The sequence below is a fragment of the Pontibacter toksunensis genome (assembly GCF_042686245.1).
Taxonomy (GTDB): domain Bacteria; phylum Bacteroidota; class Bacteroidia; order Cytophagales; family Hymenobacteraceae; genus Pontibacter; species Pontibacter toksunensis.
In genome coordinates, this window is sequence record NZ_JBHUOX010000028.1 from 57,585 (window position 1) to 70,669 (window position 13,085).

A 13,085-nucleotide genomic window follows, 5' to 3' on the forward strand; every position below is an offset into this window, starting at 1 on the left:
AAATAACTTAGAAGTCGTAGCCCAGGGTGATGTAGAACTTAGGACCAGTGCGGCGATCTTCCGCCTCTCCCCATGCTACATCCAACTTGCCATAAACTCCTAATACTGTGGTGCGTGCGCCCACTCCATATCCTACCAGGAACGGGTTACGGTAGTTGATAACAGAAATTTCAAAATTATCGCGCTGTGTCGGGCTGATTACTCCGCCGATCACGCGGGTGTTGATAGAGTTGTTGCCGGAGAAAGGGTTTGCGCCATTGTAGGCTGAACCGGCATCAGCAAAGCCTACAAGCTGTAGGTTACGGAAGAAACCTGAAGCAACTGGGCCATTGTACAGATACTGTACAATCGGAATCCGCAACTCGGCGTTCGCGAGCAAATGGCGGCTACCACTGCGCACATTAAAGTTGAAGCCACGCAGCGGCGTTACGTACTCCAGGTAAAACAGGTCTGCAGGCGACGTGATCTCTACATCGTTCAGTTCTGCGCTTTCATCTTCATCTGCCAGTAACCAGTTGTCCATGCCTCCAATCAGGAACTGCTTTGTTGAGTTACCGAAGAAGGCACCGTAGCTGATGCGTGTAGCCAGAACTATCTGCCGGTGGATTTTCAGGTAGTTTCTGAAATCAACATATACTTTACTAAAGTCGCCCACTGATCCTTCCAGGCCTTTCAGCGATAAAAGCCCCACTTTTACACGTGTGCCTTCCAGCATGTTGATACCCGTTCTGACGCTGTTGTCATAAACAAACTCCAGGTTACCGCCCCACAGGTTCTCCAAGGTATCGGGCACAAAGAAATCAGTTAAGTAAGTAAAGCGGGTGCTTACCAACTTTGGCATCACACGCAAACTGGTGCTATGGCTGAGCGGGTATTCTATAACCGGGCTCAACTCATTCTTGGCAAAGCGAACTTCTGAGCCAGGTGCGTTTAAAAGTCCTCCAACTAAGGTTTTACGCTCAAACTGCACGCCTACATCCACACGGTTCTTCAGGTTCATATACTCTGCCCAGAAGTTACTCGTCTCTAGATCGGTGCGCAGGAAGGCTGTACCCCGAATGTGGTGGTTCTCGAAGAGGTCGCTCATGTTTACGCCAGCCACAAAACCAAACCCCAGCAGCGGGTCTGCGTGTACTGACGTCACGATTTCCTGCACACTGAAGCGCAGGTCATAGTCCAGCGGCCCTACTATCTGGAAAGGCCTTGCGGCTGTTGCCCTGCGAACAGGAGCCTGTTTTTTCACCTCCGGCTCTGCCTCCTCAGCGGCTTCGTTATCAAACTCGTAGTTGTCGATGTTTACTTCACCTGACTTGCGTTTCGGACTACTTCTCCTTGTAACGGTGTTGGTATCTTCCTCTACCAGTTTACGCAAATTAGAGGCAGCACCCTGCGTAGTGCGGGCACGGGTCTCCAGAATTATCTGGCGTGATGTTTTAGGTAACTCAGCCAGCGTGGTAGGTGTAAAGCTTGGCAGCAGGTATACAAAGTTACGCCCTTCATCTCTGGCAACCAGTGCGAGCACATTTGCTGATGGCACATAATCGTACTCCTCTATGCCCTGTACAAAGCTTGTAACCGGGGTGCTGGTACCTGTGCCTAGGTCGTAGCGGTAAATGCTGCGGATGCCGCTTTGCTCACTCAGGTATACAAAATTGCCATCCTGAATCGCTTTAGGCTTTAGTTCACTGGCAATAGAACTTGTCAGTTGCCTTATGTTGGAGTTGGGTCCTTCCTGCTGCAGCAGGAAAATATCATAGTTGTTAACCACACTACCGAAAGTGGCTGTTGCCACATTGCCTGTGCTGTCAACCCACCGGTTAGAGGAAAAGGCAATGCCGCCGTTGTTTCTAAGGTAAGCAGGCTCGAGGTCATCGAAGACATCGTTTGTGAGCTGTTGCTGCAGGCGGCCATTGGCTCTCAGCAGGAAAAGGTCTGTTTGTCCGTTGCGCACGGCACTTACCACGAGGTTCTGTCCATCTTCAGAGTAACTCATGCTGCGCACCTGCGAAAACTGCTCCAGCACACTAGCCTGCGTTGTCAGGTTTTCAACGAAAGGCACAAACAGGAAGCGATCACGGGCATCTACCTGGCGCAGCATCATCTTACCGCGCCGCGCCTCAACAAAACCGAGTATGGTGTTAGAGCGCCAGGCCAGCACGGGTGTTTTGTAATCCACCTTCTGATCTACGCTCTTATAACCGGCGCGCCACACAACACGGTCCTTCCCAGTGCGTACGTCCTGCACAAATATTTTAAAAATGCCGTTGTCATTTTTCACATAGGCCAGCAGCGTCCCGTTTGGGTTCAGCACCGGCTCACCGTAAAAGTGGCCTTCTTTGTTTTTCTTAAACACCTTGTTGTCGTCCTGCAACGAAACCAACTGGCTGTCGGCACCTGTGTTTATCTGCTTGTAGTAATTGTACCAGTCCTGCAGGAAGCGGTTGTAAGGAATGTTCAGGCTGCTGGTTATGCCTATCTCCACGTCGCGGGTAATACGGGTCAGGTTAAGGATGTTCTGGATAGCTGTATAGCCGTAGCGCTCGGCAATGTAGTTCCAGACAGACTGCCCGGTAAGCTCCGGGTTGATGGCAAAAAGCTTTTCAGGACGCACCCTGCCTTGCTGCTGTTGCTTCTGCAGCATGTTGCGCATATAGTTGTCCATCTCAATGCTCCATCCCTCCGCCGTATAGGCAGCCACCCCGCTTATGAACCACTCCGGCAGGCGCAGCAGGTAACTGCTTTGCAAGGCTTCTTTCAGACTGCCGCCATACATCATGTCGTTCATCAGCAACTCTGTCAGCTCATAGCTCAGGTCGGTTTTGAACTCGGTTTGGCTTCCTTCGTAGGCCAACTCAATTTTGCTCTTCATGAAAAGCGTCTCGCCACCTGTCTGGTACTGGTCGCTGTTCAGGCCAATATTGCTCTGGAGCAGGTCTGTGGGGGAGTTGTAGAGAATCAGCGTGATTTTGGAATAAGGGTAGTACCCGATGAGGCTGGTTACCCGCCTCAACTCTTTTTCGGCATACTCTGCAGCATTTTTAGCAGCCTCCTGGCCTCCCTGGTAGAAGTAGACGTTAAAGTTCTGGGTGCTGTAGAGCTTCCAGTCGAAGTTTTTGTACTGGATACGGCTTTTACCGAAGGTATCGCGGTTTGGCTGCGCCTGAAGGGCAGTACCCATCAATGTGCAGAACAGGAACAGCAACAAAAGCCTTATAGAAAAACGCATGCGCTTAAGGTTGATAGTTTTGGTGTTTTATATAGTCGTAATATAACGATAAATAACGCGATATTCGTATGTCTGGCATCACATCGCCCTCTCCGGCCAGCGCTGCGGCAAACTGCTGCGCAAGGTGTGGCGCCATTTGCACCCCTTTTGAGCCCATGCCGTTAAAAACACTTAGCTGCGGATACTGCGGATGCCTGCCTGCCAGCGGCTTACGGTCACGTACGGCAGGCCGAATGCCCGCCTGGTGGTTTATCATGCTAAAATGCTGCGAGGTAATCTGGCTAAAGCGCTCTGAGAGCTCCTGCTGCCCTTCCGGGCTCGGCTGCTCGTCTGGCTGCCGCCAGTTGTAGGTGGCGCCAATCTTGAAACGGCCTCCCCCTACCGGAACAACGTAAACAGCTTTGTTATAGATGCATTCCGGGTTAAAATTCTCTGCCTGCACTTCCAGCACCTCCCCTTTGGTAGGCTGTATAGGTAACCATTTAAAGTAAGGGTTGTTCACAACCTGAAATCCCTCACAAAACACGAGGTGCCCGGCTTCCACTTCTTTGTAGCGCACGCCATTCGTGGTGAGCTCCAGCTTATTCATCTCAAAGCGCTCGGGTAGCAGCAGTTCCCTGGCCAGCAGTTCTTCTGTGAGCAGGTCCAGCATGTCCTCTACCAGCAGGTTGCCGCCACGGCCAATCATCACGCCACCGTAAGGGTCTTGTATGGAGGGATTGCTGATACTCTTGGTATGGGTGGCCAGGATGAAATCGTTCCAGCCCTCGCTGGCGCTTTTGGCCATCCAGTTGTTCTGCTCCTCTATAGTAGAGAATATCTTGTAGATAGGCTTGTGTATGAAAAGCTCCCGCCCGAAATGCACCTCCAGTTCATCGTAGAAAGCATCAGCGGCAGGTATAAAGTCATCCGCCAGCCACGATTTAGCGAAGCGCTTACCGGCAATGGGATTCAGCAAACCGGCTGCTACCCGAGAGGCGCCGCTGGCTCTCGGCTCATCAATCACCAACACCCGGTGGCCCCGCTTGCGTAAGGTATAGCTAAGTATGGCACCGGCCAAACCATGCCCTACCACTATAAAATCGTATTTCATCAGGGCAAGTTACGAGATGTACAGGTGAAATTTGTAACTTAGAAGCCGATTTTGCACTTGCACCTTAACCTGTAAACTATGAAGGTTACCTGCCTTACTTTTAATCCATTCCAGGAAAATACCTACGTCCTGCACGACGACACAAAAGAATGCGTGGTCATAGATCCGGGCTGCTACGAGAAGCAGGAGCGCGAGGAGTTAAAAAATTACATAGAAGAAAACGGTCTGAAAGTGGTGCGCCTTTTAAACACCCACTGCCACATAGACCATATATTGGGCAATAAGTTTGTAGCCGACACCTATAAGGTTGGTCTGGAGATTCACCGCGAGGATGAGCAGACCCTGCGTGCTGTTCCGACCTATGCACCGTCCTATGGTTTCCAGATGTACGAGGAGGTGCTGCCAAGTGCTTACCTGAAGGAGGGGGATGTGGTGACGTTTGGCAACACAGAACTGCAGGTGCTGTTTACGCCCGGCCACGCGCCGGGCCACGTGGTGTTTTACAACGGTCCGGAGAAAATCTGCATTGGGGGCGATGTGCTGTTTCAGAACAGCATTGGCCGCACTGATTTGCCGGGCGGTAACTTCGACATACTCATAACCAGTATAAAATCGAAGCTGTTTGCAATGCCTGATGATGTTACTGTTTACCCTGGCCACGGACCTGAAACCACCATCGGGCACGAAAGAAACAAAAATCCATTTCTGCGGTAGCCCCGGAGGCTTTTAGCACCCCCATATGAAGAAACACATCCCTAATGCCATCACCTGCCTGAACCTGTTCTCAGGCTGCCTGGCGCTTTATTTTGCTTTCCGGGGCGAGTTGGTTATCACTGCCTACCTGGTGGGCATCGCCGCCGTATTCGATTTCCTGGATGGCATGGTGGCACGCGTGATGAAGGCTTATTCAGAGATAGGCAAACAACTGGACTCGTTGGCAGATATGGTGTCCTTTGGGGTCGTGCCCGGCACCATCATGTTTGTGCTGCTACAAAGAGCCGACGCCGCTGTGCTGGGAGTATCTGCGGATGTAGTGGCTTTCTTTGGATTTCTCATCACCATTTTCTCAGCGCTGCGCCTGGCCAAGTTCAACATCGATATCCGCCAGACCACCTCTTTTATTGGCTTACCCACACCAGCCTGCACTCTGTTTGTAGCTTCGCTGCCGCTCATTCTGGAGTACGGGGATCTGATACATTATGAAATCATCCTGAACCCCTGGGTGCTGCTGGTGCTTACCGTGCTGCTCTCGTTCCTGCTGGTGGCCGAGCTGCCCCTGTTTGCCCTTAAGTTTAACAATTTGAGCTGGCAGGACAACTCCATGCGGTTTATTTTCCTGGGTTTGTCGGTTATCTTACTGGCTCTTCTTAAATTCGCAGCCATACCACTTATAATAGTGCTGTATGTACTTTTGTCTTTTATCAAAAAAACCCCACACTCATCATGAAATTTGTTGCTGAAATAGATATAATGCCTCGTCCGGAACTGTTAGACCCACAAGGCAAAGCTGTGTTACTGGGCCTGGAGCATTTAGGGTTAGACCAGGTGGACGATGTGCGCATTGGCAAGCACATTAAGCTGCAGCTGGAAGCAGAAACAGAAGAGATAGCCCGTGAAAAAGTGGAGAAGGCATGCAATAAGCTGTTGGCAAACCTGATCATGGAGTCCTTCACGTATGAGCTGAACCGGGCGTAGCACGTTACTGAAATACAATAAATTAGCCGTATATTTGTTGATTACATAAACCATACAGCCGCACTTTTTGTATGGCTGTATGGTTTACAGCAAAGTATACTGCAGATTGTCATGTGCCCTTCCCGACTGGTTTATGTATGCACGCTTTTACTGCTGAGCCTACTGACAACAGCGGCACATGCCCAAACACCAGTTCCTACCCTTTCCCTGCAGTGGCAGGGGCAGGCAACTATACTTCCTACTCACAGCGCATCTGGTAAAATACCCACTTTTACAGGCGCCTCTCTCGACCCCGTGGAGGGCCTTCCGTATTACCGCCTGCACCTGACGGGCGGGCATGCCCGCAACTTCACATTAACAGAAACAGCATACCAGCCTTTCTCACCGGAGGAGCAAAAGCTCTTTGGCAACTATGATTTTGCTGCTGAGCCGCTGGTAACTATAAACCAGGCTACGCAGAATAAACTGCCGGTCAGTTTGGTTTCCGTACTTCCAATCCGCCGCAACTCCGGCAGTGGCCAACTGGAGAAACTGGTAAGCTTTTCCTATACCTACTCCTCAGAAAACACCAACACTACCTTTGCCCGCAAGGCAGGCAACTCTGGTGCCAGCAGCTTTGCCCCCAGTTCAGTCCTTAGCTCCGGCGACTGGTATAAAATGGCTGTAACGGCATCTGGTATCTATAAAATTGATAAAAGTATACTGCAGGCGCTGGGCATCAGCACACAAAGTATAGACCCTATAAAAATTCAGGTGTATGGCAATGGCGGCGGTATGTTGCCACAAGCCAACAGCGCTGCACGCCCCAACGACCTGCAGGAGAATTCGATTGTAGTGGCGGGTGAAGCGGATGGCAAATTTGATGACAGCGATTATGTACTTTTCTACGCCCAAGGCCCACATGCCTGGAATTACGATCCTACAGAAGCACAGTTCAAGCACACTTTCAACGTCTACTCCGATACTGCTTTTTACTTTCTGCGGGTAAATCATACCGCTGGGGCACGCATTGCCTCCCGCGGGCAGACAGCCGGGGCTACTCAGGTTATCAGCAGCTACAATGAGCGCCAGTTTTATGAGAAAGACCTGAAGAACATGGTGTACTCGGGCCGGGAATGGTATGGCGAAGAGTTCAGCAGCTTTAACGCCTCCCGTGACATCAGCTTTCCTGCTTCTGATGTAGTGCCGAATTCTACTGTAAAGCTGACAGCTTTCCTGATGGCCAACTCCCCCGCCAACAGTTCCTTTACTTTACAGCTAAACGGCCAGAGCCTCGGCACCCAGTCCATCTCCAGCCGGGGCACCTATAACTATCATCCCGAAGGCACCAACAGCATCAGAACCTATAGCATCAATCAGGCGGCTTTAGGCAATGCAGCTAATTATAAGGTAAACCTGAATTATAGTACTGGCGGCAGTTCTACTTCCCTGGGCTATCTTAATTACCTGGAGCTGAATTATGAGCGGCAGCTAAAACTATACGGCACACAAACAAGTTTTCGGTCTGTGGCAAGCATGTCGGCACCTGTCAGTACCTTCCGGTTTGTCGAAGAACCTGCCGGAGCCACTGTCTGGGATGTTACCAATCCGCTGCAACCCGTGGTGCAGGAGATGAGCGACGTCAGTTTCAGCGCCCCTACAGACGTGCTGCGAGAGTTTGTGGTGTTTCAGGGGAACAGCATCAGCTTAAAGCCTGCAGCAGCGGGCAGGGTGGCAAACCAGAACCTGCACAGTGTAAATGCAGATGGAACGCTTGATTTCGTGATTGTGGCACACCCGGCTTTTCTGCAGGAGGCAAACAGGCTGGCAGCTCACCGCGCCCGGTACAGCAACATGCAGGTGCAGGTATTTACGCCAGCCCAGATATACAACGAGTATTCTTCCGGGGCACAGGACGTAACCGCCATCCGCGACTTTATGCGCATGGTGTACAGCCGCAGCAGCAAAAGCGGCAACGATGTTCTTTACCTCCTGCTCTTTGGCGACGCCTCCTACGACTATAAAAACCGGATACGCAATAACACTAACTTTGTACCGGTGTATGAGTCGCGGGAGTCGCTGCACCCTATCTCCAGCTACTCCTCTGAAGATTACTATGGCTTTTTGGATGAGGAGGAAGGCGAGTGGGCCGAAAACACATCAGGCGACCACCTGTTGGACATTGGCATTGGGCGATTGCCGGTGAAGTCAGCTGCTGAGGCCGCCACAGTGGTAAACAAAATAATAGCCTACGACAGCCCCGACCATTTTGGCAAGTGGCGCAGCAGGGTAACGTTTGTATCGGATGACGCGGACTTTAATGAGCACCAGAACGATGCTGAGTTTCTGGCTAACTATGTGGAGAATACCTTCCCTGTTTATCAGCCCAACAAAGTATACCTTGACCTCTACCAGCAAGAGGCGGTTTCCAACGGACAGCGCGCACCGGAGGCCTCCAGTGCTATAGACAAAGCCGTAGAGCAGGGTTCGCTCATCATCAACTATACTGGCCACGGGAACGAGGTAAGCTGGACTGCAGAGCAAATCCTGACCCTGCAGCAGATAAGCAGCTGGAAAAACAAAGACAAGCTCACGTTTTTCCTGACAGCTACCTGTGAATTTGGCCGCTACGACGACCCTAGCAGAGCATCCGGAGCAGAAGTGGCCCTGTTGCTTGAGGAGGGTGGTGCTATCGGGCTGGTTACAACCACCCGCCCTGTATACTCAAACGGAAACCGGGTGCTGAACCGAAACTTCTACAAGAACGCTTTTACGCCACTCGAAAACCGCATGCCCCGCCTCGGCGACCTCGTGCTTCAGACCAAAAACAACAGCATCACCGATACCATCAGCGGTTCCACAGGAGTGAACAACCGTAACTTCACGCTTCTCAGCGACCCTTCGCTGCAGTTGGCATACCCAAAGCTTCAGGCTCAGATCACCAGTATAAATGGCAGAGAGGCCGCTACAGATACGCTTAAGGCACTAAGTAAAACAACTCTAAAAGGACAAATTACCACGGGAGCTGGCACCCTGGCATCAAACTTTAACGGCGACCTGCGGTTAACGGTGTATGAGAAACCTATTACCCGCTATACTTTAGGCGATGAGCGTTCGCAGAAAGTGCCGGTACAGGTGCGGGAGAATATTATTTATGACGGGAAAGTGAGCGTGCAGCAGGGAATATTTGAGACAGCCTTTGTCGTGCCCAAAGACATTAGTTACAACTACGGCACCGGCAAGATTATGCTGTACGCCAGCAACAGTTCTGATGATGCCATGGGCGTTAACCAGTCTATTGTTATAGGCGGCACGGCAACGGATGTTCCTGCTGACAATGTTCCGCCCACTGTAAAGCTTTTTATGGATGATGAGTCGTTTGTTTACGGTGGCTCTACCGGAAAAACCACGACTCTGCTGGCAGACCTGTTTGACGACAACGGCATCAATACAGCCGGTATAGGCATTGGCCATGAGATAACCGCTGTGCTGGATGAGAACCAGAATAACACCATTGTGCTGAACGACTATTACACAGCTGAGCAGAACAGCTTCCAGAAAGGAAAAGTAAAGTATACCCTAAAGGACTTAGAAGCTGGTCCTCATTCACTTCGCGTTAAGGCTTGGGACACACATAACAATTCTACAGAAGAATATATAGAGTTTATTGTATCTAATGATGCCAGTGTTGCGTTAGAGCATGTGTTAAATTACCCAAATCCGTTTTCCACGAACACTACCTTTCATTTTGACCACAACAGAGCCGGTGAAAACCTTGACATTCAGGTAGATATTTACACCATCTCTGGCAAACTAGTGAAGACATTGCAAACCGTTACCTATGCCAGCAAAGCACATGTGTCAGATATATCGTGGAATGGCAGAGACGAATACAATGATAAGCTGGCACGTGGCGTTTATGTTTATAGGATAAATGTCCGATCGCAGCAGGATGGCTCCAAAGCCTCAAAATTTGAGAAACTTGTAATTTTAAACTAATATAGTAACCTATAATATCTATATTTGACATAGCTATTAACCTACATATGTATAACAAAAGTCAGATTTTGAAGGCTACAGCATTTGCGTTTGCCTTGTTTGCAGCTCCTGCTGCTTTTGCGCAGGTTACTACCGGAGGAAGCGTAAGTGCAGTAACCACTGCTGTGCCTATTCTTACTGTGGGTCCTGATTCCAGATCTGCCGCTTTAGGAGATGCTGGTGTAGCTTTGTCGCCAGACGCAAACGCTTCTTACTGGAACCCTGCCAAACTTGGATTTGTAAAGAACGACCTGAGTGTTGCGTTCTCTTACTCGCCCTGGCTGCGCGAAATTGTGGACGATATGTCGCTGAACTACTTATCTGGCTACAAAAGATTAAATGAGACATCTGCACTGTCAGTGTCCCTGATGTACTTCGACTTAGGTGAGATACAGTTTATAGATGCTAACCAGAACCCGCTGCAGAATTATAACCCCAAAGAATATGCCGTGGGAATCAGCTATGGTCAGGCTTTAAGTGAATACTTCAGCGTTGGTGTAACCGGTCGCTTTATTCACTCGAACCTTGCCGGTGATGTGAATGTGAGCGGAAACAATACAGAGTCTCAACCTGGGAATACCGCTGCCGTAGACGTAGGGGTATACTATAACAGAGACCTGAACCAGAATCTGAACCTCGGTCTGGCAGCCAATATTGCGAACATAGGCGGTAAAATAGCATATTCTGAAAACGAAGACAAAAGCTTTTTGCCAACCAATCTGAAAGTAGGTACAGCCTTAACGTATAACCTGGATGCCTATAACACGCTAACACTGGCTATTGATGCCAGCAAGCTGTTGGTTCCTTCACCGGGGGCTGATACAGACCAGAGCGTCGTAAGCGGCATCTTCACTTCCTTTGCCGATGCAGAGGGAGGCGCGAGCGAAGAGCTGAAGGAAGTAAACATTTCGACGGGTGTGGAGTACTGGTATAACCAGTTATTTGCTGCACGCGCGGGCTATTTCTATGAGCATCCTGAAAAGGGCGGAAGACAGTACTTTTCTGCCGGTATCGGAATCCGTTACCAGAAGTTTGGTTTAGATGGCGCATACCTTATCCCGAGCGACGAGAATAACCCACTGGCAGATACCTGGCGGTTCACGCTGGTCCTTAACCTTGAATAAAAAATAAACAGTAAAGAATGCTTGATAGAACAAAAGCACCAGAAACATATGAAATAGATGCCATCACGCTTCAGGTAGCAGAGGTTAACCACTTACGTAATGGAGCGCGTATGCATATGATAAAAAGCGAAACCCAGCCTGTTATCAGGCTGGATTTTGTTTTTAAAGCCGGTAAGTGGTTCGAAAGCAAAACAGGCGCATCTGACCTGGCGGCTAAAATGCTGCTGGAGGGCTCCCTGAACCATACGGCAAAACAGATTGCAGATAAGGTAGCCTTTTACGGTGCGTCTTTTGAGAATAACCACGGCTACGACCGCACAGAATTTACGCTCTACTGCCTCTCAAAGTATGTAGAGGAGCTACTGCCCCTTGTGCTGGATGTGCTACAGAATCCTGTGTTCCCGGAGGAGGAGTATAACCTGCTAAAGAAACGCACCATCCAGAACATAAAGGTGCAGCGGCAGAAGAACAGTTACCTCGCCACCCATAGCTTCACAAAGCAATTGTTCGGCGAGCAGCATCCGTATGTGTTCGGTTTTGATGAGGGAGACCTGGAAAGCCTGACGAAGGAAGACCTGCAGCAATTTTACAGGAGCCGGTTTATAACGCAGGAATTGGAAGTATTTGCCTGCGGTGCTATTGACGATTACATGCAACGGTACCTGGAGCGTGAAATTCAGCAACTGAATATACAGCCTTCCAAGGCTTCCCATACCTTCCCTCAAAAAGAAGAAACAGCCAGAGCCGCAGAGAAGACGAACCTGGTACTCGTGGAAGACAGCTTGCAATCGTCCATCCGTATGGGTAGAATTTTTCCACACATCAGCGACCAGGATTACCTACAGCTGCTCGTGCTGAATGAGGTGTTTGGCGGCTATTTTGGCTCCAGGCTGATGCGTAACATCCGGGAAGATAAAGGCTATACCTATGGTATCTACTCTGTGATATCACCTAAAGAAGAAACCAGCCTTTTCTATATTGGAACTGATGTGGGCTATACTTTTACTGATAAGACCATAGCTGAAATAGTGAAAGAGATTAAAACCCTGCAGCAGGAAGAAATACCGGAAGAGGAACTAAGTACGGTAAAAAACTACATGCTGGGAAAATTCCTGAACGACATCAACACGATATTTGATCAGTGTGACCGATACAAGCGCATCGTGCTGTATGGCCTGTCACACAACCATTACAACGACTTCGTAACCACCATCAGAACGACAACCTCCGCAGAACTTCTAAATCTGGCGAACCAATACCTGCAGGAAGAGGATTTATACACTGCCATTGCTGGTAGAAAAGAGTAGAAAAGAACATTAACAGCCTTGTAACAAGCATCCCCGGTCGCACAGCCGGGGATGCTTGTTACAAGGCTGTCTTTATTATAGGCTTAAAGCTGTGACTCCCCTTCACAACCAACTTCACCAATTTGATTTTTGAATAAAGAAATCGCTGGTAAATAACTGCTTAGGGCAGTGCGTATAGAAAGAGAAGTAGTGCCTTCCCCTGCTGTCCGTCAGGCTTATCCTGTTCATCTATGAATCTTGCCAATCTGCTTCAGACAATTTTTCTGGTGATGCCTTGAACGAGCTTGTCTTTCCATGGCAGGACTTGCCACCCCTCCTTAGGGAATGACAGGGTGGGCAGTTGTTTCATTTTTGCCAAGCCTCCCGCCGCAGGGCAAACGGCAGCGCCCAGGAGAAAGCTGATTTTCAGAGGCCGCATCGGCGGGTGCGTCATGGGCGGCAGGCCTGCTGGTGTAGCCCTTACTGCTGGTTAGGCTTTCCCACCCACCGCTTTCGATGCTGAGGCAGGCACTCTTTTACTGCCGCTGCTCCACATTGCGTAGGTCCTTAAAGCAAGAGCGCCCCCTGCCGTTTGGGACAGGGGGCGCCTTGTTGTTGGGGTTGGCGGCCACCTACTCTCCCGG

General features: G+C 50.0%; 8 protein-coding genes. 6 read left to right on the top strand and 2 right to left on the bottom strand.

The window, feature by feature from the left end; translation table 11 throughout:
- Nucleotides 1–7: 7 nt before the first annotated feature.
- Nucleotides 8–3,226: a hypothetical protein gene (locus ACFS7Z_RS23810; protein ID WP_377490690.1), complete on the bottom strand. Its 3,219-nt coding sequence runs from the start codon at nt 3,224–3,226 to the stop codon at nt 8–10.
- Nucleotides 3,227–3,230: 4 nt separating this feature from the next.
- On the bottom strand, nt 3,231–4,319 hold the full coding sequence (locus ACFS7Z_RS23815) for an NAD(P)/FAD-dependent oxidoreductase (protein WP_377490693.1): 1,089 nt from the start codon (nt 4,317–4,319) through the stop codon (nt 3,231–3,233).
- A 78-nt stretch (nt 4,320–4,397) separates the two neighbouring features.
- On the opposite strand from ACFS7Z_RS23815, the gene ACFS7Z_RS23820 reads away from it, so the two are divergent.
- From ACFS7Z_RS23820 to ACFS7Z_RS23845, 6 genes are all read left to right on the top strand, one after another.
- The gene (locus ACFS7Z_RS23820; protein ID WP_377490696.1) at nt 4,398–5,033 is read left to right on the top strand and encodes an MBL fold metallo-hydrolase; all 636 of its coding nucleotides are present in this window, start codon (nt 4,398–4,400) and stop codon (nt 5,031–5,033) included.
- Between the two features lie 25 nt (nt 5,034–5,058).
- A complete protein-coding gene (locus tag ACFS7Z_RS23825; RefSeq protein WP_377490699.1) occupies nt 5,059–5,766 on the top strand; it encodes a CDP-alcohol phosphatidyltransferase family protein in 708 nt (235 codons plus the stop codon).
- Nucleotides 5,763–6,014 carry a phosphoribosylformylglycinamidine synthase subunit PurS gene (purS, locus tag ACFS7Z_RS23830; protein ID WP_377490702.1) on the top strand — a complete coding sequence of 84 codons (252 nt, stop codon included), beginning with the start codon at nt 5,763–5,765 and terminating at the stop codon, nt 6,012–6,014. Before ACFS7Z_RS23825 ends, purS begins: the two co-directional genes overlap by 4 nt.
- A 111-nt stretch (nt 6,015–6,125) precedes the next feature.
- Nucleotides 6,126–9,992, top strand: coding sequence for a type IX secretion system sortase PorU (gene porU, locus ACFS7Z_RS23835; RefSeq protein WP_377490705.1), 3,867 nt, complete (start codon nt 6,126–6,128; stop codon nt 9,990–9,992).
- A 47-nt stretch (nt 9,993–10,039) separates the two neighbouring features.
- Nucleotides 10,040–11,155: a type IX secretion system outer membrane channel protein PorV gene (gene porV / locus ACFS7Z_RS23840; protein ID WP_377490708.1), complete on the top strand. Its 1,116-nt coding sequence runs from the start codon at nt 10,040–10,042 to the stop codon at nt 11,153–11,155.
- A gap of 17 nt (nt 11,156–11,172) precedes the next feature.
- Nucleotides 11,173–12,462, top strand: coding sequence for a M16 family metallopeptidase (locus ACFS7Z_RS23845; RefSeq protein WP_377490711.1), 1,290 nt, complete (start codon nt 11,173–11,175; stop codon nt 12,460–12,462).
- Nucleotides 12,463–13,085 lie beyond the last annotated feature (623 nt).

Bases quoted from the DNA above. Each gene is read 5' to 3' on its own strand.
- ACFS7Z_RS23815 (WP_377490693.1), bottom strand. From the start codon at position 4,319: ATGAAATACGATTTTATAGTGGTAGGGCATGGTTTGGCCGGTGCCATA.
- porV (WP_377490708.1), top strand. From the start codon at position 10,040: ATGTATAACAAAAGTCAGATTTTGAAGGCTACAGCATTTGCGTTTGCC.
- porU (WP_377490705.1), top strand. From the start codon at position 6,126: ATGTGCCCTTCCCGACTGGTTTATGTATGCACGCTTTTACTGCTGAGC.
- ACFS7Z_RS23845 (WP_377490711.1), top strand. From the start codon at position 11,173: ATGCTTGATAGAACAAAAGCACCAGAAACATATGAAATAGATGCCATC.
- ACFS7Z_RS23810 (WP_377490690.1), bottom strand. From the start codon at position 3,226: ATGCGTTTTTCTATAAGGCTTTTGTTGCTGTTCCTGTTCTGCACATTG.
- ACFS7Z_RS23820 (WP_377490696.1), top strand. From the start codon at position 4,398: ATGAAGGTTACCTGCCTTACTTTTAATCCATTCCAGGAAAATACCTAC.
- ACFS7Z_RS23825 (WP_377490699.1), top strand. From the start codon at position 5,059: ATGAAGAAACACATCCCTAATGCCATCACCTGCCTGAACCTGTTCTCA.
- purS (WP_377490702.1), top strand. From the start codon at position 5,763: ATGAAATTTGTTGCTGAAATAGATATAATGCCTCGTCCGGAACTGTTA.